This is a genomic window from Myroides sp. LoEW2-1, assembly GCF_009767705.1.
Lineage (GTDB): Bacteria > Bacteroidota > Bacteroidia > Flavobacteriales > Flavobacteriaceae > Flavobacterium > Flavobacterium album_A.
On the sequence record NZ_WSPP01000200.1, the window covers coordinates 1 to 24,408 of the forward strand.

16 protein-coding genes are annotated in these 24,408 nt (G+C 34.9%); 8 read left to right on the top strand and 8 right to left on the bottom strand.

All coding sequences use genetic code 11. From position 1 onward, the window contains the following. Nucleotides 1-469: 469 nt before the first annotated feature. The 3 genes from GOQ24_RS11750 to GOQ24_RS11760 all read left to right on the top strand — a co-directional run bounded on the left by GOQ24_RS11750 (nt 470) and on the right by GOQ24_RS11760 (nt 4,339). Nucleotides 470-1,789: a M16 family metallopeptidase gene (locus tag GOQ24_RS11750; RefSeq protein WP_155090935.1), complete on the top strand. Its 1,320-nt coding sequence runs from the start codon at nt 470-472 to the stop codon at nt 1,787-1,789. Nucleotides 1,790-1,802: 13 nt separating this feature from the next. Continuing rightward, on the top strand, nt 1,803-3,857 hold the full coding sequence (locus GOQ24_RS11755; RefSeq protein ID WP_160339770.1) for a M16 family metallopeptidase: 2,055 nt from the start codon (nt 1,803-1,805) through the stop codon (nt 3,855-3,857). 95 nt (nt 3,858-3,952) lie between these two features. Continuing rightward, nucleotides 3,953-4,339 carry a heavy-metal-associated domain-containing protein gene (locus GOQ24_RS11760; protein ID WP_160339771.1) on the top strand — a complete coding sequence of 129 codons (387 nt, stop codon included), beginning with the start codon at nt 3,953-3,955 and terminating at the stop codon, nt 4,337-4,339. A 1,200-nt stretch (nt 4,340-5,539) separates the two neighbouring features. Here GOQ24_RS11760 and gldD read toward each other — a convergent pair. The 3 genes from gldD to mutY are packed head-to-tail and all read right to left on the bottom strand — an operon-like array spanning nt 5,540 to nt 7,690. After that, complete coding sequence (gldD, locus tag GOQ24_RS11765; RefSeq protein WP_160339772.1) at nt 5,540-6,163, bottom strand: gliding motility lipoprotein GldD; 624 nt, start codon at nt 6,161-6,163, stop codon at nt 5,540-5,542. Between the two features lie 18 nt (nt 6,164-6,181). Further along, nucleotides 6,182-6,628, bottom strand: coding sequence for a single-stranded DNA-binding protein (locus tag GOQ24_RS11770; protein WP_155090931.1), 447 nt, complete (start codon nt 6,626-6,628; stop codon nt 6,182-6,184). A gap of 12 nt (nt 6,629-6,640) precedes the next feature. Then, nucleotides 6,641-7,690: an A/G-specific adenine glycosylase gene (mutY, locus tag GOQ24_RS11775; protein ID WP_160339773.1), complete on the bottom strand. Its 1,050-nt coding sequence runs from the start codon at nt 7,688-7,690 to the stop codon at nt 6,641-6,643. Between the two features lie 139 nt (nt 7,691-7,829). Here mutY and GOQ24_RS11780 point away from each other — a divergent pair, with 139 nt between their 5' ends. After that, a complete protein-coding gene (locus GOQ24_RS11780; RefSeq protein WP_002989807.1) occupies nt 7,830-8,126 on the top strand; it encodes an HU family DNA-binding protein in 297 nt (98 codons plus the stop codon). 289 nt (nt 8,127-8,415) lie between these two features. Next, nucleotides 8,416-9,972, top strand: a complete 1,557-nt coding sequence (locus GOQ24_RS11785) for a ribonuclease E/G (protein WP_155090929.1) — start codon at nt 8,416-8,418, stop codon at nt 9,970-9,972. 67 nt (nt 9,973-10,039) lie between these two features. On the opposite strand, the gene pbpC is transcribed toward GOQ24_RS11785, so the two are convergent. From pbpC to GOQ24_RS11800, 3 genes are all read right to left on the bottom strand, one after another. Continuing rightward, nucleotides 10,040-12,421, bottom strand: coding sequence for a penicillin-binding protein 1C (gene pbpC, locus GOQ24_RS11790; protein WP_155090928.1), 2,382 nt, complete (start codon nt 12,419-12,421; stop codon nt 10,040-10,042). Between the two features lie 63 nt (nt 12,422-12,484). Beyond that, complete coding sequence (locus GOQ24_RS11795; protein ID WP_160339774.1) at nt 12,485-18,010, bottom strand: alpha-2-macroglobulin family protein; 5,526 nt, start codon at nt 18,008-18,010, stop codon at nt 12,485-12,487. 14 nt (nt 18,011-18,024) lie between these two features. Next, nucleotides 18,025-18,468 carry a nucleoside deaminase gene (locus GOQ24_RS11800; protein WP_155090926.1) on the bottom strand — a complete coding sequence of 148 codons (444 nt, stop codon included), beginning with the start codon at nt 18,466-18,468 and terminating at the stop codon, nt 18,025-18,027. A gap of 72 nt (nt 18,469-18,540) precedes the next feature. Between GOQ24_RS11800 and GOQ24_RS11805 the strand changes: the two genes are divergently transcribed. From GOQ24_RS11805 to GOQ24_RS11815, 3 genes are read left to right on the top strand one after another with little or no spacing between them, the layout of a single operon-like run. Then, nucleotides 18,541-20,307, top strand: coding sequence for a 1-deoxy-D-xylulose-5-phosphate synthase (locus tag GOQ24_RS11805; RefSeq protein ID WP_155090925.1), 1,767 nt, complete (start codon nt 18,541-18,543; stop codon nt 20,305-20,307). Between the two features lie 3 nt (nt 20,308-20,310). After that, nucleotides 20,311-21,528: a DUF3078 domain-containing protein gene (locus tag GOQ24_RS11810; RefSeq protein ID WP_230381476.1), complete on the top strand. Its 1,218-nt coding sequence runs from the start codon at nt 20,311-20,313 to the stop codon at nt 21,526-21,528. A gap of 10 nt (nt 21,529-21,538) precedes the next feature. After that, nucleotides 21,539-22,246, top strand: coding sequence for a porin family protein (locus GOQ24_RS11815; protein WP_155090924.1), 708 nt, complete (start codon nt 21,539-21,541; stop codon nt 22,244-22,246). On the opposite strand, the gene GOQ24_RS11820 is transcribed toward GOQ24_RS11815, so the two are convergent. Both GOQ24_RS11820 and rpoN read right to left on the bottom strand, forming a co-directional pair. Next, nucleotides 22,241-22,861 carry a hypothetical protein gene (locus GOQ24_RS11820; RefSeq protein ID WP_155090923.1) on the bottom strand — a complete coding sequence of 207 codons (621 nt, stop codon included), beginning with the start codon at nt 22,859-22,861 and terminating at the stop codon, nt 22,241-22,243. The two genes, GOQ24_RS11815 and GOQ24_RS11820, sit on opposite strands and share 6 nt — an antisense overlap. A 46-nt stretch (nt 22,862-22,907) precedes the next feature. Further along, nucleotides 22,908-24,365, bottom strand: a complete 1,458-nt coding sequence (rpoN, locus tag GOQ24_RS11825; RefSeq protein WP_160339775.1) for an RNA polymerase factor sigma-54 — start codon at nt 24,363-24,365, stop codon at nt 22,908-22,910. Nucleotides 24,366-24,408 lie beyond the last annotated feature (43 nt).

Genomic DNA, 24,408 nt, shown 5'->3' on the forward strand with positions numbered 1-24,408 from the left:
ATTACAACAGGGGGTTCTGTTTTAAAAATCATCATATATATACTCGTATCCTACTAAAGTGGGAGGATATTCTATGTACTAAATTTATTTAGGACGCTATTGGATATTTACCTTTATTGTGAAATTATATTTCAATGGTTGTGAGATTGTTATGTTTTTTATTGAGTTTATATAAGTTTCTGCTTGCTTTATACTTTGTTTTAAAAACTAAGCTGTAGTGCTGTTTTAGAATAATAGCGATTGTAGACAGTGTAGGAAAAGATAGCAGTAAATAGCATTGTCATTTGTAGTACACATTAGTAACTTCAAGTGTGATGGTAGGTTGACATGATCTATGTCTTTGTTTATTACACTCTTAACAATAGAGTAAAAAGAGTATTCCTATAAATAAATTTCATTTTAGTTGTAACATTCTTTGCAAGATGACGACATATCTTATTAAATAACCTAATTTCAAAAATATTATATAATGAAAAAATCCTTATTGATTTTTAGTGCATTGCTATTAGGAGTTAATGCTTCTGCTCAAAAAGTTGAGTTTGAAGAGTACACTTTAGACAATGGACTACACGTTATTCTACATCAAGACAAATCTGCACCAGTCGTTGTTACTTCTGTATTGTATCACGTTGGAGCAAAAGATGAGAATCCTGAAAGAACTGGTTTTGCTCACTTTTTTGAGCATTTGCTTTTTGAAGGGACAAAAAATATTGAACGTGGTGATTGGTTCAAGATTGTTACAGCTAACGGAGGACAAAATAACGCTTATACTTCTGATGATAAGACATATTATTACGAAGTTTTCCCTTCAAATAACTTAGAATTAGGACTATGGATGGAGTCAGAGCGTTTGTTACACCCTGTAATTAACCAAGTAGGGGTGAATACGCAAAATGAAGTTGTGAAGGAAGAAAAAAGATTGCGTATGGATAATCAACCTTACGGGCAATTGTTCGGTCAGGTAAAGAAAAACTTGTTTAAAAAGCACCCTTATCGCTGGGAGACTATTGGATCTATGGAGCACCTGGATGCGGCTACTTTAGATGAGTTTTTAGATTTTAACCATAAGTATTATGTGCCTAATAATGCTGTATTAGTTGTTGCTGGTGACATTGAGATTGATCAGGCTAAGGCTTGGATACAACAGTATTTTGGTGTGATACCAAGAGGAAAAGAGGTTGTTAGGAATTTTGAGAAGGAAGATCCAATCACTACTGAAATTAGAGCGGAGTATCAAGATCCGAATATTCAGATACCAATGTTGGTTCAAGCGTATCGTACACCTTCAATGAAAACTCGCGATGCAAGAGTTTTGGATATGATTTCGGCTGTTCTATCTGGAGGAAAGAGCTCTCGATTATACAAAAAAATTGTTGATGAAAAGAAAATGGCTTTGGAGTTAGCTTCTTTTAGTTTTAGTCAAGAGGATTATGGTATTTATTTTATTTATGGATTGCCAATGCAAGGCTTTACACTTCAAGATCTTGTAAAGGAAATCGATGAGGAGATTGTGAAGTTGCAGACTGAGTTGATTTCAGAAAAAGATTATCAAAAACTACAAAACATCTTTGAAAAGAGATATGTTGATTCAAATTCTGATATTGAAGATTTAGCTGATAATCTTGCGACATATTATAAACTTTATGGAGATGTAAACTTGATCAATACTAATATCGATATTTATCGCAGTATTACGAGAGAGGAAATAAGAGAGGTTGCTAAGAAGTATTTGAACACAAATCAACGCCTTATTTTAGATTATATTCCTGAAAAAAATGCTAACAACTAAATAATAGATTCTAATGAAAAAAGTATATATATATGCAGCTTCTCTTGCTCTTGCTTTAACAGCAGTTCAGGGAGTCGCACAAGATAGAAAACAACCTGCTCCTGGACCAGCTCCAACAATAAATATTAGCGAACCAACTTCTTTTGTGTTAAAGAATGGGCTTAAGGTTTTGATTGTAAAGAACAATAAATTACCTCAAGTTTCTTATACTTTGACAATTGATAACCCTTTGGTTTTCGAAGGGGATAAAGCAGGGGTTTCTTCGTTAGTGTCTGGGATGATGGGGACAGAAACAAAGAATAAAAAGAAAGATGTTTTCAATGAAGAAATTGATTTTTTAGGTGCATCTATACGCTTTAGCAGTAGCGGGGCTTATGCAAGTGGTTTATCCAAGTATAATGCTGAAGTATTAGAACTTATGGCTGAAGGAGCTTTGAATTCCGTTTTTACCCAAGAGGAGTTTGACAAAACTAAAGCTCAAGCAATCGAAGCTCTTAAGATCAATGAAAAAAGTGTGACTGAAGTTGCTGCAAAATTAGAAGATGCTTTGCTATATGGAAAGGATAATGCAGCAGGGGAGTTTGAAACTTTACAGACAATTGAATCTGTGACATTAAAGGATGTACAAGAATATTATGTGAAACACTTCAATCCTAATAATGCTTATTTAGTTGTTGTAGGTGATGTGGATTACAAATCGACTGAAAAGTTAGTTACCAAATTGTTTGGCAAATGGAAAAAGTCGAATGCTACTTATCAAAGTAATACTGTGAAGGGTAATGTAGCTAAAACACAAATTGACTTTATCGATATGCCTAATGCTGTTCAATCTGAGATTGCTTTGGTAAATGAGGTTGAATTAAAGATGAATGACAAAGACTTTTTTGCTGCTCTGATTGCAAGTCAAATACTTGGAGGAGGGGGAGAAGGACGTCTTTTCTTAAACTTGCGTGAAGCACATGGATGGACATACGGAGCTTATTCTATGGTATCGACAAGTCGTAAATACCCTGGTAAATTTAAAGCAACTGCATCTGTTCGAAATGTTGTGACGGATAGTGCTGTAACTGAGTTTATCAAAGAAATTGACTTAATGCGCACCACATTAGTTAAGCCGGAGGAATTAAAGAATGCTAAAGCTAAATATGTAGGTAGTTTTGTCATGAGTATTCAAAAACCAGAGACAGTTGCAAGGTTTGCTCTTAATAAAGAGTTGCACAAGCTACCGAAGGATTTCTACGAAAACTATATTAAGAATGTAAATGCTGTGACAGCTGAAGATGTACAGCGCGTAGCAAAGAAGTATTTCTTGAAAGACAATCAAAGAATTGTTATTGTAGGGAAAGGTGCAGATGTAGTTAAGGGATTAGAGAACTTAGGACTGCCAATTAATTATTACAATACGTTTGGTGATTTAATTGATAAACCTGTTTTTGAAAAAGCTATTCCTGCAGGAGTTACTGTGGAGTCAACTGTAGATAAGTATATTGCAGCTATTGGTGGTGAAAAGCAAGTCAATGCAGTGAAATCTATCTTAATGAAGAGTAGTGCAGCTGTTCAAGGTATGAACTTGGAAGTTACTCTTAAGTTAAAGGATGGTTATTTGTACAGTGAACAAAAGATCAGTGGTGGACCTGTTGTAGGCAAACAGATTTTAACTCCTAAAGGGGGGTATGTAATTGCACAAGGACAAAAGATGGAAATGGAAGGTGAAGAGTTGAAGAAATTGAGAGATGAGGCTGTTCTTTTTCCTGAGTTAGAGTGGAAGAAAGGGAAGTCTGTTTCATTGGTAGGAGTAGAGAGTATTGATGGGAAAGATGCTATAGGTATTCAGGATGGCGACACGGTGTATTATTACGATTTAGCTTCAGGATTAAAGGTGTCAACCATAGCAACAAAATCTTTTGGAGAGCAATCTATGCAAGAAATTACTACTTACAAAGACTACAAGGAAGTGAAAGGAGTTAAATTTCCATTCACTCAAATTATCAATGTAGGAATGGAAATGGAAGTGAAGGTTACGGAATTGAAAGTTAACGAAGGCGTATCTGATGCGGATTTCAAATAATTGATTATCTACATCATTAGAATAAAAAAGCAATCATTTTATGGTTGCTTTTTTTGTACCTTTGTGTTTAGATTAATATAAAGAATAATTACGGTATGAGATTTTATAAGTTAGCAGTAATTGCTTTGATTGGAGGATTTGTTTTTATGAGTTGTAATGACAAAAAAGCAGACAAGGGAGTTGAGAATAAAGCAGAGATAGAAACAGTTTCAAATGATGCTAAAGAAGTTACAGGTACTGTTGAAACAGCTACTTTTCAAGTTGATGGTATGACTTGTGAGATTGGATGTGCTAAATTAATTGAAGGAAAATTAGCTGGATTAAATGGTGTTAAAGTAGCAAAAGTTGATTTTGAGACTAAAACAGCTACGGTTGAGTTTGACGATGCAAAACAGAATGTTGAATCTTTGATAGCTACTGTTGAGAAGATAGCAAACGGTATCTACAAAGTTGAGAATATGAATGTAGGTAGCATAAAATAATTAGCGTATAGATTTACACGACTAAGTTGTGTATTTTATTCATAATGGGTAAAAACGAAGGTACAAGGTGCTTTCGTTTTTTTTTGTTTTAGGCGGTCTTGAATTGATATAAAACGGTCAGTAATAAATTTATAGATTGGGTCTAATTGTGTTTTACTTTTGAGATTGAAGTTATTTGAGTTGGAAGTCATTCTTGAGTTAATCCTATTTGATCTGGATTCGATTGTAGCCAGCAGCTTGCGATTTCCACTTACCTATTAGTGATTTACCTACCGCTTTGTAGTGAGATGCAAGGGCATTGCTTGGGGGGTTCTTGCACCTTTCTTCGACAAAAGTACGCTCTGGGCAAGAAAACCCATAGAAAAGTGCTACCAAACCCCAAGAAAGTGCAAGCTAACCCCTCGTATAAAACTTGCTAATTCGCTTTTTAAAATTCGTCAACTTTATCTTTGATTTTGGTGATTTCGTTCATAGACAGGATTGGGCCTGTCTTTTAAAATGGCTGAATGCTGATCAATTGATCACATAAGGTTATCATCTATTTTTACTTCTTGTATGAAGTCACCTTGTTTGCTTTACTAAGGAATATTTTTGAGCACTCATTATTCACACTGTTATCTTCTTTTAAGCTCGTTCAATCCCATTGTTGCAATTGTCAATTTGCTGTATTACACTTTGATTTGTTTGTTGTATAGTAGCGAACTTGTTTAGCTCATTTTCAACCTTAGATTGGGTGGAGTAGGAGAATCGTGGAGTTGATTATGTGGTAAGGGAAGAATTGGTTGTCCTTCGATCATTGATCTTATCTTGTATGTTGTGAATTGTTTGTACACAAAAATAGTTGTGAGACGTTTTTTAACCTTTTTGATATACAGGTAATTATGCAGGTATGTCGGTTTTGTTGTTGTTTGGCTTTGAACTATGGATAGATTGTTTGCTGATTTCAGTTCTTAATACTGCCAAAGAAGTATGAGCGAAAGTGTAGTTCGACAGTAAAAGGATAGTGGAGTAAGTAGAAGTATTATCAAAGAAGGGCGATGCCGTAAAGGTGCTTTTGGTGGTATTAGGGGCTCTAACGTGCAGGGTATAGTATAATTGAGCAGGAGTGTATAGAAGATTGAATATAGGCTGTATTATTGATTAGGTGAGTTATGGTAGAAAAAGACAAAGGAATGATTGTATCTTAATCATTCCTTTGTTTTACATATTTATTTCGTTAGGACCACATCTGATTGTAAAGTCTGTGATTTCATCTTTTCTCCACTTTAGCGTTTCTATAATGTGTTGCATATCACTTCTTATATACTCTTTAGCTGGATAGATAGAGTCATAGTTTGGAGTTGCGTAAAAATAAAGAGATGCTGTCAGAAAGTTTTTAACGCTATCTGTTACATAGAATTGTACGTTAGTAGCGGCATCACCTTGAAGTGAATAGAACATCCCATATACTTTGTCATTAGGATTGATATAGGGTTGTTCAATGATGTCATCCGCTTTGATAAAGTGCTCATAAGTAAGTTTTTGAGCATCTTTAAATAGCTTGTCTAAATTCTTGTCTATCCTCTTGTAATTTAAGTAAATCGTAGCTTTCATTTGCGGATAGTGAATCTCAATAGCATCTGCTTTTACTTCTTTGACGGAGGCAATCTTGTTTTTGTCAAACGAGAATGATCTGGTTTGACTCTCAAATGTCGAGTACTCTTGTACTGGATATTCTAAGGCTAAGAATGCTTTTGGTTTAGGTAATGATTCATTTTTACAAGAAAGGAGTAAACCACTTGTAAATAAGAGTATTGTAAATAGTAAGGTTCGTATCTTTTGCATTAATAAATCATTTTGTATTTAGAACGGCAAATCGTCATCATTATTTTCTTTAGGTATAACGAAGTTATTGACGTCTTCTTTTTTCTGTTGATCAAACGCAGATTGATTGTCTTTGTGATCTGCATTTCTCTTTACATCTAAAAAAGTAAATTCAGTAGCCATAATCTCTACTGTTTGTTTAGATGTTCCATCATCTGAAGTCCACTGCCTTGTTCTAATGCGACCTTCTATATAGATTCGATCTCCTTTCGATAGGTATTTTTCGCATACTTCTGCAGCTTTATTTCGAACTACAATATTGTGCCATTCTGTTGAAGTGATCTTCTCGTTTGTTGTTTTATTGATGTAAACCTCATTTGTAGCCAAAGGGAATCTACCTATACAATTGCCATTTTCGAAATAATGTATTTTCACATCGTCTCCAAGGTGGCCAATTAAAATAACTTTGTTTAATGTACCGTTCATATTATGGCTATTTTACTTTGTGTTTATAGAGTTAATAAAGTTATGAATTACGATTGGAAAACCAAATTTATTTAATTGGCTCCATGATACTATTTCATAATTTTCGTTTCGTGCTAATTTTTCACATTTTATCATCCAAAAGTGTATGTGTAGTTTTTGGTGTGACAGAATGTGAATAACATAATCAGTATTTAGTTGTACAATGTCTTTGACAGGCTGGTTTTTGAAGTCTTCTGTGAGTATTTGTTGTACGTTGATATCACTTTGTTCAAAGCGATCGATTAATGGAAACTGATACAGTTTTTGCCATATATCTTTTTTTGTTCTCTGTTGGATATATGTATTCTGGTCATTATCAACGAATATTAAGAAATCTAAGTATCTTTTCTTTACTTTTGTCTTTGCAAGTTTTACAGGTAATTTGTCAACTTGATTGGTATTGTAGGCAACGCAATCTTGAATAAATGGGCATTGTGGGCATTGAGGTGATTTAGGTGTACATTGTATGGCACCAAAATCCATGATGGCTTGATTAAAGGTCGCAGGCTGTTCATGAGAGATTAGTTCTTGTGCTTTGGCTTGAAACTCTTTTTTGGTTGTAGCCGTTGATATATCTGAGGTTATACCATAAATTCGCGATAGTACTCGAAAGACATTCCCGTCGACTACAGGTACGATTTCTCCGTATGCAATAGACGCAATAGCTGCAGCGGTGTATTCACCGACTCCTTTAAGCTTGAGTAGGTCTTTGTAGTTGTTTGGAAATACGCCATTGAGTTCATGTGTTATTGTTTTTGCTGTAAAATGAAGATTTCGTGCACGGCTATAGTAACCTAAACCTTGCCATAATCTCATAACTTCGTCTTCATGGGCGTTGGCAAGATCTTGTACTGTTGGATAGTTGGTCAAAAAAGCCTCAAAATAGGGTAATCCTTGAGCAACTCGTGTTTGTTGAAGAATAATTTCTGATAGCCAAATTGCGTAAGGGTTCTTTGTTTCTCGCCATGGTAAATGGCGTTTATTTTGTAAATACCAAGTAATGAGTTTGTTATGGAAAAGCATTTTAAAAAGTCTTAAATGCAAACTTAAAACTTTATATAATTAAATTTTAATCGATTAAGGTTGAATTATTGGATTATAAATTAATATATTTGCACACTCTAAAAATTTCGGACAACAACAAAATAATTTATATCTAAAAATGACGAAAGCAGACATTGTAGCTAAAATTTCAGAGAAATTAGGGCTTGAGAAAGGTGACGTACAGGCGACAGTTGAATCTTTTATGGATGAAGTAAAGGCGTCGTTAGAGACAGGTGAAAACGTGTATCTAAGAGGTTTTGGAAGTTTTATCATCAAAACAAGAGCTGAGAAAACAGGAAGAAACATTTCTAAAAACACTACAATTAGAATTCCTGCTCATAACATCCCAGCGTTCAAACCTGCTAAGGTGTTTGTAGAAGGCGTTAAGTCAAACACAGAAGTTAAAGTAAAATAATTTATTAATCTCTAAATTACACACATTATGCCAAGTGGTAAAAAAAGAAAAAGACATAAGGTAGCGACTCACAAACGTAAAAAAAGAGCGAGAGCTAACCGTCACAAAAAGAAAAAGTAGTTTAAAACTACTTTTTTCTTTTACTGAAAGAAAAAACAAAAAAGACTTATCTCTTGGAGGGGTAGGTCTTTCGGGTTATATACCTACTATTGTTGTTTAATCCATCTATACAAACTCCTTTTGGTTTGAATAAACTGTTAATGAATGAGTATGGATATAAATGTACAGTATGAATAAAGAGCTAATTATTAGGTCGAATTCTGATACAGTAGATTTTGCCTTATTAAAAGATGGAAAACTTATAGAATTACACAGAGAACGTGAACAAACAGAAGATACTGGATTTCAAGTAGGCGATATTTTTATTGCTAAGATCAGAAAACCAGTGGCTGGATTAAATGCCGCTTTTGTTCATGTGGGATTTGAGAAAGATGCGTTTTTGCATTACCACGATTTGGGACCAAATCTCAAGACTCTGTTGAAATTTACTAAACTTGTAAGCGGAGGTAAATTAAAAGAATTTTCTTTAAAGAATATTCCTTTTGAAGAGGAGATTGATAAGGACGGTGTTATCACTGATGTGTTAAGTGCTAATCAATCTTTGTTGGTTCAGATTGTTAAAGAACCTATCTCGACAAAAGGACCACGCATTAGTTCTGAGTTGTCAATCGCAGGGCGATATGTTGTTCTGGTTCCCTTTTCTAATAGAGTGTCGATCTCTCAAAAGATCGAATCTAAGGAAGAAAAGGAACGATTAAAGAAAATGGTACTTACAATAAAGCCAAAAGGCTTTGGAGTTATAGTACGCACAGTTGCTGAAGGTATGTCCGTTTCTGATATCGAAAGAGATTTAGAAAATTTAATGGACAAGTGGAATGCAATGTGCAAAAAGTTAACTACAGCTCATCATCCTTCTAAAGTGTTAGGAGAAGTGAACAAAGCATCTTCTATACTGAGAGATGTATTTAATGATACTTTTACGGGTATTATTACAGATGATGAGGATATGTACTTTCACACGAAGGACTATTTGCAAGAGATTGCTCCTTCTAAAGTTTCCATAGTGAAACACTATCAGTCAAGAGAGGTACCTATTTTTGAAAAATACAGTATTGAACGTCAAATCAAAACTTCTTTTGGTAAGACTGTTTCTATGAGTAAGGGAGCTTACTTAATTATAGAACATACTGAGGCACTTCACGTGATTGATGTCAATAGTGGAAATAGGTCTAACAAAGCTCAATCTCAAGAAGACACTGCTCTTGAAGTGAATTTGATTGCCGCTGCAGAAATTGCAAGACAATTGAGATTACGAGATATGGGTGGAATTATCGTAGTGGATTTTATTGATATGGGGAACCCAGAGAATAGAAAGACATTATATGATTTCTTAAAAGAGGAAATGAGTGATGACAAGGCCAAACACAAAATCTTGCCGCCGAGTAAATTTGGTTTAATTCAGATTACAAGGCAAAGGGTTAGACCTGAAGTAAGTATCGAAACAAGAGAAGAAGACCCTAATGAACATGGGGAAATTGAAGCTCCTATCCTTGTTATCGATAAAATCAAGGCTGACTTGGAAAGCATTGTTTTAAGAGATAAATCAACTAAGATTATCTTGAATACTCATCCATTCGTGGCTGCGTATTTGAAAAATGGTTTTCCATCTATTCGCTTTAAGTGGTGGATGGAAATGAAAAAGTGGGTAAAGATTGTCCCACGCGACGCTTACACGTATTTAGAATACCATTTCTTTGATGATAAAGGTAACAATCTATCAGAATAAATAAAAACCTGCTAATGAGTTAGCAGGTTTTTTTTATTCTGTTAAACTGTTGAAGTCTATTGTGAATTTAGTTATCAGAGCTAAGAGCTATTTCAATTTCAATAGTCTTGCTTGCCCCTAAAGAATTGACTATAGTCAAGTAATGTTTTCCTGGAGTGGTTTGGATAGGCATCTCGTGAAAGATTGTTGTTGACCCTATGTATTCTTCATTTAAGTACCAATAGATATTTCTGTCAGTTGTGTTTACAGCAGCTTTAGCTATTAGAGGCTGTAACTCTGATAGGAAGTTCTTTGTTAGATAAATTACATCTCCGTGTTTTGGATAAATAAATTCAATTGTGTTCTTTTCACCGCTTTGATCACAGTCCTCTCTAAAAGGAGGAGGGTCTTTGTAATCACTATGGTAATTCTTATAATAGTATGACATAATTGGCGGTAAAACAAACCACGGTTTGCTCACGATATTTGTGATTAGTTCACATTGGCTATTCACTTGATATTGCTCTGTAACATCAAGGTGTAGCAATGTGTGGTACGGGCATATTTCTACCTTCTTCTCTCGATAGGGAATGAGTTGTTTTATAGCCTTGCAATTTGGACCTGCTGTATAACCGGAAATCTCACAGACATCTTCTTCTTCTAAATCATCCAGAGGTGTGTCAAACCAAGTCGCCTTAGGAAGTAACTTGAATAGGTCGAAAAGAATGGGCCCTGCCATTCTCACTCCACTGATAGATGGCCTTCCTTCCCCTGTAGCATTACCAACCCATACACCTACGATGTATTTTTTATTCAGACCCACTGCCCAAGCATCTCTTCCTCCAAAACTTGTTCCGGTTTTCCAAGCAACTTTAACGGCAGAGTCGTAATGTTTCCACGCTTCATCACCTTCGGGTCTATTAACGAGAGTTAATGCTTTAAAAGTGCTGTAAATAGCTCCTGCGCCTATTGTAGCTGATTCTTTTCTTTCTTTTCCAAAGTCGAGTTTCATTTCGTCTTTATCCCATTGAAGTTCTTGAATCTCATTTTCTCTATATTTACCCTGGTGACTGTTGAAGTAGTTTAATGTTGAGGCCATACCCGCGTATGCTCGGGTTATTTCCCAAAGACTGCTTTCTGCACCTCCAAGTATGAGAGATAGCCCATAGTGATTAGGGTGTTTGTTTATACTTTTGAAACCGAAAGACTGCAATTGGTCGTGAAATTTGTAAACGCTGTATTTCTGTAACATTAGCACAAAGGGAATATTCAATGATCTGAATAATGCTTGATCGGCAGGTACACCTCCTTCGTATGTGTTGCTATAATTTTTTGGCTTATAACCTGATATGACGATTGGGATATCTTGGATGAGCATTTTGGGTAATATTTCAGCTTCATCTAACATTGCTCCTGATAAGAAAGGCTTAAGTATACTTCCTGTACTTCTTTGTGCTCTAATGATATCTACGTCTTTCTTGTTTTGAAAGGTAGTAGGAGAATTACCAATATAGGAGACTATTTGACGTGTGTCTACATCAATAATGATTGCTGCGATATTGTGTATTTCAGATTGTTTATAATTGTGATAATAGCTCGCAATAATTTCATTAGCCCTTACTTGAATGTCGTAGTTGATCGTTGTTTTAGTCAGTTTTTCTTTCTTAGTTTTAGTAACTAATTGCAAAAGATGCGGTGCAATTTGTGGTAGATCATGAGGCTTTTGAGGTAGTTGTTCTATTAAGGCCAGCTCATAGGTGGTCTTGTCTATGATTTTATTGTCATAGATTTTTTTAAGTAAAGCATTTCTTTTTCGCAATAGTATATCTTGATTCTTGCCTGGGTAAATTAATCTCGGAGCATTCGGCAAAACTGCTAAAGTCGCTGATTCTGCCCAAGAAAGTTGGTCTGGTGTGTTTCCAAAGTACCTCCAAGCAGCAACATCTAATCCTACCACATTCCCTCCAAAAGGGGCATGAGATGCGTAGAGAGCAAGAATTTTGTCCTTGCTGTATCTAAACTCCAATCGCGTGGCTTGTATGGCTTCAATTAACTTTTCGGCATAACTTCTCTTTTGTCCATCTCGTGCAAGTCTGATTGTTTGCTGAGTTAAAGTACTTCCTCCTCTTATGACGCGTTTTGCTTTCAAGTTTGTTATAAGTGCTTTTACTGTTGATACAGGGTTGATACCCCAATGATAATTGAAGTACTCATCTTCATAGTGCGTAATACACATTTTAAACTTGTACGGAATAGTATCAGTTTCTGGGAATCTCCACTGTCCATCAGTGGCTATTTGGGCTCCTATTAACTTTCCTTCTTGACTTTCAATAACAGTCGAGTAGGGCTTGTCAAACAACTGTCTGGGCAAACTGAAATAATAGATTATTAGCAAAAGCAGAACAATGGAAACTTTTACTTTTTTCTTAGTACTCCACGTAGATATTTTATAGAATTTGTTTTTGCTCATATAAACACAAATAAATACAGGGAGTATAAGCTCCCTGTATAAAGTATAAAAATATTAGAATAATTATTTAACTACTTCTATCCATTTACCAGCTGTGCGAGAACGATATGAGTTATCGTACATTGCATTTGCATGCACACCTGGCATATAGTATTTACCTAAATAAGAGGCATTCAGATTGACTTTTAGAACTTTACTACTCTTTCCGCTGAGGTAGAAATAGAACATAGATCTATCATCTCTTATATCTGTATGACTTACTTGATTGTCGGAATCACCTGCTTCAGTGTAACGTAGATTGACAATTTCCCATCCAGAAGGTACAATGTGTGTAAGTGCTATATTATCCACTGATTTTATGTCGTTGTTTGTAATCGTTATATAAGCTATAAACTCAGTTCCTTGATTTAGTGTGGTTGGATCTATTGTCATACCTTTTGTATCAGTGAATGTAGTTTTGATACTTAACTTACTCTCATCTACCAATTCTTTTGCAATAGGAAGTATACCACTTGTAGCAACTTTTACATATAAAACGCCATTGCTTGTGTTTGTTAGCGACAATTCATTATTTGTTTTTAATGAAGTTAGGTCTTTATTAAAGAAGTTATTCTTGTCGTTAACAGTAGCAGATTGTCCATTTAGTGAGTATGTAGCTTTTATACCATTAGATTTAGCTAATTTTTTTGTGTATTGTGAAATAGCATTTAATCCATAGGCAGTGGTTTGCGTACTCATCCAAGTATCTGAACCAAGTTTGTGTGCCAATTCTGTAGCAAGTTCATATGTCCTTGTAGCATCGGAGTTTGTCAAGATTAGCGTTTCCAAGGCCATAGCCATATTTCTTTCATAAGACCCATAGTAAAAGTAATTGTTATCTCTATTATCTAAGCTGCCTTCTGTAGCGAGTTTTGTAGCAATTTCTTTTTGCCCTACTAAAGCATAGGCTGCTGCTAATCGTAGTTTAGCAATTTGTGAAATATTAGCAGTTTCTCTTAACCTGTTCATGGATGCTAATTCTGGAGCTCCAGCTAATGCTAAAGTATAAAGGCGATATGATTGAGCAACATCGTTGTTGTAGTTTGGTTGATGTCTCCAATTTCTCGCTTCATTTTGTTGATATGAAATCCAGTTCGCTTTACTTCCGACAGGTAAGACATATCCTCTTTTTTCAGCTTCTAAGAAGAAGTGACCAACATAAGAAGTAGCCCAATCATCTGCGTATGTTGAAGAACTCCAATAGCGGAATCCTCCATTGGACATTTGGCGTTCAGCTAATTTTACAATACCTGCATTAACGTTGTTTTGAATCGATTTCTTTTTAGAGTCGTTTAACTCCGTAAAGTCTTCTAAGAACAACTGCGGGAATACACCTGAAGTAATCTGTTCACTACATCCGTGAGGGTAGTTAATAAGGAATTTCAATCGAGATGTTAAGTTGATGCCAGGGAAATTTGACAGTTCTAAAACTGCAGTATTAGTTCCGCTTACACCAAAATTTTCCCAGTTTATTTTCTCTGTTTGGTTTGGATGAATTGTAATGGTATGGTTTTGTGTTGCAATTGGATTTGGATTTAGAACATCTAATTCTACTTCGTAGTTAGCCTTTTCTTTTCCAGAAGTAGCTTCTATAAGAATTTTAGATACACCTGTTTTTTGCAATACTTCTAAATCAAAATATACAATTTGATCACCAGGACTGCTGAATGTTATATTTTGAGAGCTTTCTGTTAACAATTTAAACTTGTCGTCTGTTTTAACAGTTACTTTCACATCTTTAATCTGTTTTTCCATTGCAAATACGGTAACAGGTAAAGTTACTTTTTCACCAGGTACAGCTCTTCGAGGTAAAGAACCCAAAATCATAAGAGGGTTATTCACTTTTACTGTTTTTTCAACATTACCATAAGCTTTTGTATTTGCATTGGCAGCTACTATCATAGTCCTAACAGAACCGATATATTTAGGCATTTTTAGTTTGTGGTTAGCCGTTTTTCCAGCTTCAAGTATAAAAGGACCTTCGTGTATCACGACAGGTTTGAACCTATTCGCTTTTTTCACTTCTCCTGCACCCAGATCTTCATCCCCTCCTATACTGAAAATTTGATTAATTGATCCACCATAGGCTCCAATTACATCATTGTAGATGTCCCATGTACGCACTCCTAAAGCTGTTTTTGAGTAGAAGTTATCCCATGGGTTAGGAGTTTTAAATCTCGTTAAATCTAATAATCCTTCTTCTACCACAGCGATAGTATAAGTCATTTTTTGTCCAGACTTTTCTTTTACTTGAATGCTGAAATCCGCTTCTGGCTGCAATCTATCAGGCATAGTGATGATTGGCTCAAGCTTTGTCTTTTTATCGTAAACGTCTATAGGGACAATACCATATAAGCGAATAGGTGAATTGTTAAGGGTGTTAGCGTGTGGCTGAATTGACGATATATTTATATAAATATTAGGAGCCATATTAGCTGTAGCAGTAAACTCAAAGTTTGTTTCGCCCTTAGTTGTTTTTACCCAATGTGTTTCAACGACATTTGTTCCATTTTCAATCGATACTAAAGCTCTACCGTTTTCACTTGAAGGGAAAGATAGTTTTACTTTCTCACCAACAGAATACTCTTTCTTATCCGTAGCAATAGATAACATAGTTGCTTCTTTAGCCTGACTACCTTTAGCTCTTGTAGAGTAGTATGGCCAATCTACATAAATAGTGGTTGCAGAAATATGCCCACTAGAAAGGTCTGTTGCAACTACTTCATAAGTACCCCAATCTTGCTCTGGAATCGTTAGAGTGTATTCACCAAGACCATTGCTATTCGTTTCAATTGTTTCTGATAGGTAAAGTGAATAATAACTTGATGTACTGTAATCTGAATATCCATTATTACCTCTGCTCCACCACCAAGATCCACTGTTTTTGTAGATATCTATTTTAATTCTTCCTTGTAGTGTTTCTTCTTGATCGTTTAACTTAACGAAGCTAAATTTTAACTTCTGATCTGTTTCATAGTATCCATATTTATTTGGATCTGGTGAAAGAATACCAACATAAGAAGAAAATGGTGAATACGTAGCAGTAGAAACGTCAGTAGACATATCTCCTCCGTTCTCAAATACTTTAGTTACGAATATTGCTTTTAGTAAACCTGCATTTTTGAAAGAATAATCTGAATCGAGGTAGAAGGAGAAATTACCATCATAGTCTGTACTTCCATTAAAAACTGTGTTATCTTGTGAATAGTCAGAATAGAGATTGTTTTCAAAAGTGTAATTTTTGAATTTCTTGAAGGCAGTAGGCTGCTTGATCAACTTCATTGTAACATTTGCTTTTAGGTTTTTAGCAGTAGTACCTTGCAGCCATTGAACATTGAAATCAACGCGTTTACTTGTTGTACTTGACAACACTTTACCTTCTACATTGTTTTTTATTTTTAAGCGGTTTGGCTTAATTGTTTCAATCTTGATTCTTTTATAGAACTTCACACCACCAACACTCAGGTTAGCTGACCAATTTCCTGTAGGTGCTTCAGCTGAGGTTTTTAATTGGAATACATAGTGATTAGTATTGTTTTTCTTGCGAATTATTTGATCTACAAGCTTTCCATAAGGATCACTAAAAGTTAATTTGATAGGATGTTGTGATGGCAACGGATTTGCTGTATCATCTAATATAAAGCTGATAAAGATGTCGTCACCAGGTCTCCATACTCCTCTTTCTGTGTATAGATAACCATTGATTCCGTTATTTAGCTTTGTACCATCAACATCAAAGTTGCTAATAGCTAATGCATTGTTTTCTTCAATTTTTACGTACGTAGTGTTTTTTTCGTGACGTACAATAGCAAATGAAGGTTTTTGTTTTTCTAAGTTAATGCTTAATAGACCATAAGAATCCGTCTTAGATGATGCTATTAGCTGTTGTTGGTAGGTGTAAAACTCAACTGTTGCAGCACCGATAGGTTCTGTTGATATTAAATCAGTTACTATTGCTGAATATACATTATTAGTTCCCCCTTTGATAATTACTCCTAAATCACTTGCAAGTACGTTAATTGCTTTTTTTCCTTGATAATAGTAGTAAGCTGGATCACATGGATTATCTCTTTCAGACCAATTGTAATAATAGTATTCATAATCATCATATTCGTCATATTCGTCACTATAGTCTGTTGCATATTGTTCATTACTATCGCTATTATCCTCGGTTGATTCCTCTCCACAGGTATATAAAGAATACGCTTTCTTCATACTAAGTTCAACTCTGTAGATAGCTCCAGGCTCTGGAGTAATGATAGAGGCTAAGTCAAGTGCATAAGTATTCCAATTGAGTAATGCTTTTGGATTAGCATTGGTCAGTTTTATTGTTGTTTCAGCTATAGGTGAAGCAACATTGTGTAAATTATAAGAACCATTTAAGCTATTGTCTTGTAAGAATTGCAAGATATTGTTTTCGAAGATTCGATATACCTTTACATCCACAGCATTCAGTGTTGTAGCTTGGAAATTTATCTTTAAATTCTGTGAACTTGGAAGTATAGTACCGTTACTCAATAATTCGATTTGGGGACTAAGTATACCAAAATTTACAGTGAAGTAATGTTCTAAATCTGATGTGATGTTTGACGTTCCGTCTAATCCTCTAATTCCACGATGTACAGTTAAAGTAACTTCATTTTTTATAGGTTTGTCTACATATACTTTCAAAACATTACCGTCAGTGGTATATGTCAATTTACTATTGTTATCCGAAAGTGAAATTAAACCCTCAAAAGACTGATTTTTCCTTAAAGGTTTAGAGAAATTAATCCAAACTGATTGATCATCGTTTGGAAATGTTTTAATGAAAAAAGGGTAAAAAGCATGATTTGGTGGGATACTAAAAGTAAAATCAGTATTTTGATTTGTATTCAGTGATTTTCCGTTTATACTTAATACTAATTCAGTGCTTTGATCTTGAGCGGTAATTTTCTTTGCGATAAAGGGAAATTCTTTAGCTTCACTTTTAGCTTCACTTGTTAATTGTAGTTCTACTTTCTCGTTGTTTTTAAGCTTCGCTGTAATAACCTTTTTTGCTTGTTCAGTAGTCACCCAGTCGCTTGAAGAAAGAACACCGTTAACGATAAAATTATCCGTGTCAACTGATTGTAAATCATTGAATTCTACGTTGAATGTTAAAGGTATGGTGTTAAATTGGAAATTAAATTCAGAAAGTTTATCTTCCAATTTTACTATTTCTCCCAATTTTAAACTCACTGCGTATTTTTGATCCTGTTTTAATCGTTCAGTTGGTTCAAATCGCAATACATTTGTTGGCAAATAGATAAGTTTACCCTTCACTGCTGGAGTGATCGTAAAGAGTTTTGAATCTACTTCTTGATTTGCCTCCCAGTCACCTATATTTTTAGTAAGACCTATGTCAATAGGTGCCTTGGTAGATACAACACCAGTCGTGAAAGACGCGATATACTCTGTGAATAGTTTAGGATTTGACAATGTCAAATCACTGTTTACGTCTTTTTTACAAGATTGTAAAAAGATAAAACAGAAACTAAACATGAGTATGAGTAGTTTTTTCATTTTCATATTAAGCAATTTTATTATGTTCTTTTTTTATTAAAAAATTCAATCATTAAGTTACTACATTCTTTTTGTAGTACACCAAATTTAATAGTCGTTTTAGGGTGTATTTTACCGCCCATTGCTCGATAGCCTCGTTTCTCATCTTCCGCGCCACATACAATTTTAGAAATTTGACTCCAATAAAGAGCTCCTGCACACATTTGGCAAGGTTCTAAAGTTACGAATAAAGTACAGTTCTTTAGGTACTTAGCGTTTAAAAAATTAGCTGCTGATGAAATAGCTTGTATTTCTGCATGGGCAGTGACATCGTGTAGTAATTCTGTCAGATTGTGGCTCTTTGCAATAATTTGATTATTGGCTACTATGATTGCCCCAACAGGTATTTCGCCTTTTAGAGCAGCTTCTTTTGCTTCATTGATTGCAATTTGCATGAAGTATTCATCAGAAAGTATATCAGTCATTGTGGTCTTAACATATTAAAGAATCAAAAGTAAAAACAAAATTGTAATTTTGTTTTTTATTTGTTAAAAAGAATGTCTTACACTATACTAAATCAGATACAAAACCCAAAGGACCTCAAGAAACTTACTATTGGTGAGTTAGAAGAATTAGCTCGTGAACTTCGACGTTTTATAATTGAAGTTGTGGCTACCAAAGAAGGGCATTTAGGTGCAAGTCTGGGTATGGTGGAACTGTCCATAGCATTGCACTATGTTTTTGATACTCCAAGTGATCAACTTGTATGGGATGTGGGACATCAGGCTTACGGACATAAGCTGCTTACTGGAAGGTTTAAAGACTTTTATTCCAATAGACAGAAAGGTGGAATAAGTGGTTTTCCAAAGAGAGATGAGAGTGTTTATGATGCTTTTGGTGTTGGTCACTCATCAACTTCTATATCAGCTATTCTTGGGATGGCAATTGCTTCTAAGTTGCAGGGTAATACTAAGAAGCAACATATCGCTGTTATTGGCGATGCATCGATAGCGGCTGGTATGGCTTTCGAAGGACTAAATCACGCCGGAGTTTCCGATACAAATATGCTTGTTATTCTCAATGACAATGCCATTGGTATTGACCCAAGTGTTGGCGCTTTAAAGGATTATTTAGCCTCAGTTAAGCAAGGGAAGAATCCCCGTGTTAACAATATGATCAAATCTCTTCACTTTAAGTATGACGGACCTTTAGATGGACATAATTTGCAGGATCTGATTAAAAAGTTAGAACAACTTAAAAAGAGAAAGGGACCTAAGTTTCTGCATTTGATTACAACAAAGGGAAAAGGACTTAAACAAGCAGAGGAAAACCAAGTGAAGTACCATGCTCCTGGTAAGTTTAATAGTCAGACAGGTGAATTACTAAAAGAAAAGACAGAGCAATTTCCAGCTAAGTATCAGGATGTCTTTGGGCATACTTTAGTAGAGTTGGCTAAGGCAAATCCAAATATTGTTGGTATTACGCCTGCTATGCCTACAGGAAGCTCAATGGGCTTTTTGATGGATGCCTTTCCAGAACGTGCTTTCGATGTAGGAATAGCCGAACAACATGCCGTAACATTAGCTGCGGGAATGGCTACTCAAGGTTTACTGCCTTTTTGCGCTATTTATTCTACCTTTTTGCAGAGAGCTTATGATCAGATTATTCACGATGTTGCTCTACAGAAGTTGCCAGTTGTTTTTTGTATTGACAGAGCTGGTTTAGTGGGGGAGGATGGAGCTACTCATCAGGGAGTATTTGATTTAGCTTATTTATCATGTATTCCCAATCTGATTATTGCTGCTCCTTTGAATGAAGTTGAATTGCGCAATTTGTTGTATACTGCTCAATTGGAAACTGAGTTACCTTGGGCTATACGCTATCCTCGCGGTAGAGGAGTACTAAGGGAAGATTGGAGACAATCTTTTTCAAAAATAAGCATTGGAAATGTTCGTGAATTGCAAAAAGGAAATAAATTTGTCATTCTGTCTACTGGTACAATCGGTAATCACGTGATTAGTGCATTTAACCAGGTGCAGAATAGTGCATGGGGTCATTGTCATTTTACCTTTGTCAAACCATTGAACGAGGTGGAATTGCATAGAATATGTCAGCAGTATGAGCGAATTGTCACTATCGAAGATGCTTCTGTCTCTGGAGGGTTTGGAAGTTTGATAAGTCAATTTGTAAGTAAGAATTATTCATGTGTGTCTGTTGAAAGTTTAGGTGTTCACGATCAGTTTGTCGAGCATGCTACTGTTCAGCAGCAATATGAAGAATGCGGTATAGATATAGAATCGATAATTAGAATTATAAAGGAATAAGTTTTGAAAAGGTTTACAAAAGTTTTAGGTAGTATTTGTTTTTTCTTTAGCATTTCTGTTGGGGGATATGCACAAGGTAATTTGATTGGTACTGATAGACCAGTGGCGCAGGTTGCCAAGGTGGAAGATGTTCAACGAGATACAGTTATAGTTCAAGAAAATCCTTTTAACCCTCTCATGGGATATATACCTCCTAAAGATTACAGTTACAACAGTATCAATTATACACGAGGAAGCGGTAATTATAACTTGCCTTTTTTTAAACCAGAAGTCTATGTGAAAGCGAGTAAACCCAAGTTTTCTGAAATTCAATTGAACTATAATCCAAAAATCGATTTACACGTTTTGCCTATTAACGATGAGATAATCGGTTATTGGGAAAAGAGCAATAAGCTTGGATTAGACCTGAACCAAATTGCCTTTGTGAATTGGAGTTCGGGTGGGGATAATTCTATTTCAGGGATTCTAAAAGGAGATTTTCAACGCAAGTATATAAAAGGACGATTAGTTTGGGATAATACTTTAAGTGTAAGATATGGTGTCAATAAACAGTCTGAACGCGAACTTCGCAAGACAGACGACGTTTTGGATATCAATTCTTCTTTTGGTTATAGAAAATCAAATATATCGGATTGGTATTACGTTGCTAAATTAAACTTTAAAACACAGTTTACGGATGGTTTTAATTATCCTAATACAGATGATCCAATCTCACGTTGGTTTGCACCAGCTTATTTGTTTGTAGGGGTTGGGGGTGAATATGTATTGCCGAAAAGCAGAATGAAGTTCTATATTTCGCCATTGACTTATAAAGCTACTTTTGTAGCCGATCAGACTTTAGCTAACCAAGGAGCTTTTGGGGTAACTAAAGCAGAAAAAGATGACTTGGGTAATATTTTGAGAAAAGGAAAAAAGTATAATGCCGAATTGGGTTTTTTATTGAGTAATGAATGGAAGAAAGAAGTGTTTAAGAACATACTTTTAGATCACAAGCTTACACTGTATAGCGATTATTTGAATAACTTTGGTAATATCTATGTTTCTTGGGAGTTAAAATTAGACCTCAAAGTAAATGATTACGTACGTGCCAATGTTGGTACCTATTTAATTTATGACGATAACGTAAAAACAAAAGTGGAACGCAACGGAGAGCAGGTGACAGAAGGACCTAAGGCACAGTTTAAACAAACCCTTGGTGTAGGTTTAGTATACACATTCTAAAATAGTAGCTATGAATAAAAAAATCTTTTTTACTGTATTGTTCTTTCATATCATTTCTATTTCATTCGGTCAGATAGAAGGAGAAGAATTCGTAGCGACGGACAGTTTGACTTCAGTGATTAAGGAAGTTGATTATAAGTACAGAGAAGATCAGTTTTATTTTGGTGTGACTCATACTTTGATGCAAGATAAACCCGCAGGTTATTCACCTTATTCATTTTCTATTGGTGTAAATGGTGGATTTTTGCGCGATTTTCCAATTAATAAAAGTCGCACTGTAGCAATTGCTCCTGGGATAGGTTACTCTTATTTAAACTTGAGAAGTAGTTTTGGTTTAAATGAGAATTTAGATTATGTCATCTTGGACAGTTATAAACAAAGTGCTTTATCAATTCACTCTATTGATTTTCCTATAGAATTTCGCTGGAGAAATTCAACTCCTGATAGCCATAAGTTTTGGCGTGTGTATTTAGGATTCAAAGCCAGTTATCGTTTCAGTGACCGCTTTAAAACTAAGACGAGTGAATATACAAGGTATTATCGAAATGACGATAATTTGAATAAATGGCTCTATGGTGTTTATGCTTCACTTGGATTTAATACGTGGAATTTCTACGTGTACTACGGATTGAACAATATCTATAAAAAAGATATGATTGCTAATGACTCTCAACGTTTGAAGATGTTGAATGTAGGGCTAATGTTTTACATTTTATAAAGTAAATATCTTAGCGTTGTATATAAAGAAAAATTGAGGTAGTATTCCAATTATTGTTCCCAAAATAACCTCTAACGAAGTGTGTGCTTTTAGGTATAATCTCGCACTTCCAATTCCTCCTAATAGCATTACCATTGCTATAAGTAGTATATGCCCCTGTATTTGATATTGAACTAATAAGTAAACAGTAAAGGTAATCATCGATGAGAATAACGCCATATGAGTACTGCATTTCTGTTTGACAAAAAGAAAGAGAAGTAAAAGAGTATAGGTGCATATCAATCCCCAAAAGTAAAGTTTAAGTTCGTACGCACTATTCTCCATTAAGATGTAATCTTTTAGGCTGATTAACAAGATGATATTGACAAAGAAAGGAAGAAGTCTTTCTCTTGGGTTATTCAGCATAACTGTTGAACTAATCAGCTTTAGGGAATGTAACAACAGGTAAATTGTAATAGGTAATAGTATAGTGATAATACCCACTTGAATGGATATAATGAGTATTTCTGTACTATTAAAGAAGTCACTTGTAAAGTAAAAATAAAGCAATACCGTAAATAGGGGAATTACTATAGGGTGAAATAGATAAGATAATATTTTAAGAGTTTTTTCCATATTGTTATTACCTTAAAACAAAGTACAGTTTCACTAAATAGAAAAATTAAATGCGTTTGCGCATTCTCGCCACAGGAATATCTAATTGCTCTCTATATTTAGCAACTGTTCTCCTTGCAATAGGATAGCCCTTTTCTTTTAATAATTCAGCTAATTTATCATCAGGATAAGGTTTGCTCTTTTCCTCATCATTAATGATGTTTTGGAGTATTTTTTTGATTTCAATAGTAGATACTTCTTCTCCTTGATCATTAACCATAGCTTCCGAAAAAAAGTTTTTGATTAAATGCGTACCGTAAGGCGTATCCACATATTTGCTATTTGCCACTCTTGATACAGTAGATATGTCTAAGCCAATTACATCAGCAATATCTTTAAGGATCATTGGTTTTAACTTAGTCTCATCACCAGTCATAAAATATTCTTCCTGGTAGTCCACAATAGCGCGCATGGTTACATAAAGTGTTTCTTGACGCTGTTTAATAGCATCAATAAACCATTTAGCTCCATCTAACTTTTGTTTGATAAACTGAACCGCATCTTTTTGAGCGTTGTTGTTTTTAGAAGACTCTTTGTAAGATTGCAACATCTCTTGGTAATCCTTAGAAACGTGTAATTCAGGTGCATTACGACCATTGAGAGATAGTTCTAATTCTCCATCCACTATTTTAATGGTAAAGTCAGGGGTGATGTGCTCTACTATGCGGCTATTTCCAACATAGGCACTTCCTGGTTTTGGATTTAACTTTTCAATTTCGTCTATGGCATTTCGAAGTTGATCTTTGGTCACGCCGTATTTTTGAAGTAGCTTATCGTAATGTTTTTTAGTAAAAGAGTCGAATTGATTTTCTATGATGTCTTTTGCTAATTCTATTGCATCTGTAGGTGTTTTATGTCTTAGCTGAAGCAGTAGACATTCTTGTAAATTTCTGGCACCTACACCAGATGGCTCTAATTCATGTACAATAGTTAAGATTTTCTCAACTGTTGCTTCATCTGTATAGATACCTTGAGTAAAAGCTAAGTCATCCACTACATCCTGTATTTCTCTTCGTATGTATCCCATATCGTCGATACTACCTACAAGAAATTCAGCAATAGCTCTGTTTTCATCTGTTAAGATGAAAGTGTTCAATTGGTTTAATAAATCTTGGTGAAAACTGTCAAAAGCAATGATAGGTGCTTCATAGTCTTCATCATCTTTACTGTAGTTGTTAGCTTGTAATTTGTATTCAGGTGTCTCATCATCACTTAAATACTCGTCAATATTAATATCCTCAGCCTCTATTCTGTCATTGTCAAAATCATCATATTCATCCGCATAGTTATCTTCTTCATGCGTAGATTCGTTTTCTTTACCACTTTCGAGGGCTGGATTTTCAATTAACTCTTCTTTCAACCTTTGTTCGAAGGCCAAAGTAGGCAATTGAATTAGCTTCATCAACTGTATTTGTTGAGGTGATAATTTTTGCGATAACTTTAATTGAAGACTTTGTTTAAGCATTTTGTTTAATAATTGTGCGAATAAAAAAATGTTTACTTTATTA

What these genes read in the sequence shown, in the direction of transcription:
- GOQ24_RS11750 (WP_155090935.1), top strand. Translation starts at nt 470, where the DNA reads ATGAAAAAATCCTTATTGATTTTTAGTGCATTGCTATTAGGAGTTAAT.
- GOQ24_RS11755 (WP_160339770.1), top strand. Translation starts at nt 1,803, where the DNA reads ATGAAAAAAGTATATATATATGCAGCTTCTCTTGCTCTTGCTTTAACA.
- GOQ24_RS11760 (WP_160339771.1), top strand. Translation starts at nt 3,953, where the DNA reads ATGAGATTTTATAAGTTAGCAGTAATTGCTTTGATTGGAGGATTTGTT.
- gldD (WP_160339772.1), bottom strand. Translation starts at nt 6,163, where the DNA reads ATGCAAAAGATACGAACCTTACTATTTACAATACTCTTATTTACAAGT.
- GOQ24_RS11770 (WP_155090931.1), bottom strand. Translation starts at nt 6,628, where the DNA reads ATGAACGGTACATTAAACAAAGTTATTTTAATTGGCCACCTTGGAGAC.
- mutY (WP_160339773.1), bottom strand. Translation starts at nt 7,690, where the DNA reads ATGCTTTTCCATAACAAACTCATTACTTGGTATTTACAAAATAAACGC.
- GOQ24_RS11780 (WP_002989807.1), top strand. Translation starts at nt 7,830, where the DNA reads ATGACGAAAGCAGACATTGTAGCTAAAATTTCAGAGAAATTAGGGCTT.
- GOQ24_RS11785 (WP_155090929.1), top strand. Translation starts at nt 8,416, where the DNA reads ATGAATAAAGAGCTAATTATTAGGTCGAATTCTGATACAGTAGATTTT.
- pbpC (WP_155090928.1), bottom strand. Translation starts at nt 12,421, where the DNA reads ATGAGCAAAAACAAATTCTATAAAATATCTACGTGGAGTACTAAGAAA.
- GOQ24_RS11795 (WP_160339774.1), bottom strand. Translation starts at nt 18,010, where the DNA reads ATGAAAATGAAAAAACTACTCATACTCATGTTTAGTTTCTGTTTTATC.
- GOQ24_RS11800 (WP_155090926.1), bottom strand. Translation starts at nt 18,468, where the DNA reads ATGACTGATATACTTTCTGATGAATACTTCATGCAAATTGCAATCAAT.
- GOQ24_RS11805 (WP_155090925.1), top strand. Translation starts at nt 18,541, where the DNA reads ATGTCTTACACTATACTAAATCAGATACAAAACCCAAAGGACCTCAAG.
- GOQ24_RS11815 (WP_155090924.1), top strand. Translation starts at nt 21,539, where the DNA reads ATGAATAAAAAAATCTTTTTTACTGTATTGTTCTTTCATATCATTTCT.
- GOQ24_RS11820 (WP_155090923.1), bottom strand. Translation starts at nt 22,861, where the DNA reads ATGGAAAAAACTCTTAAAATATTATCTTATCTATTTCACCCTATAGTA.
- rpoN (WP_160339775.1), bottom strand. Translation starts at nt 24,365, where the DNA reads ATGCTTAAACAAAGTCTTCAATTAAAGTTATCGCAAAAATTATCACCT.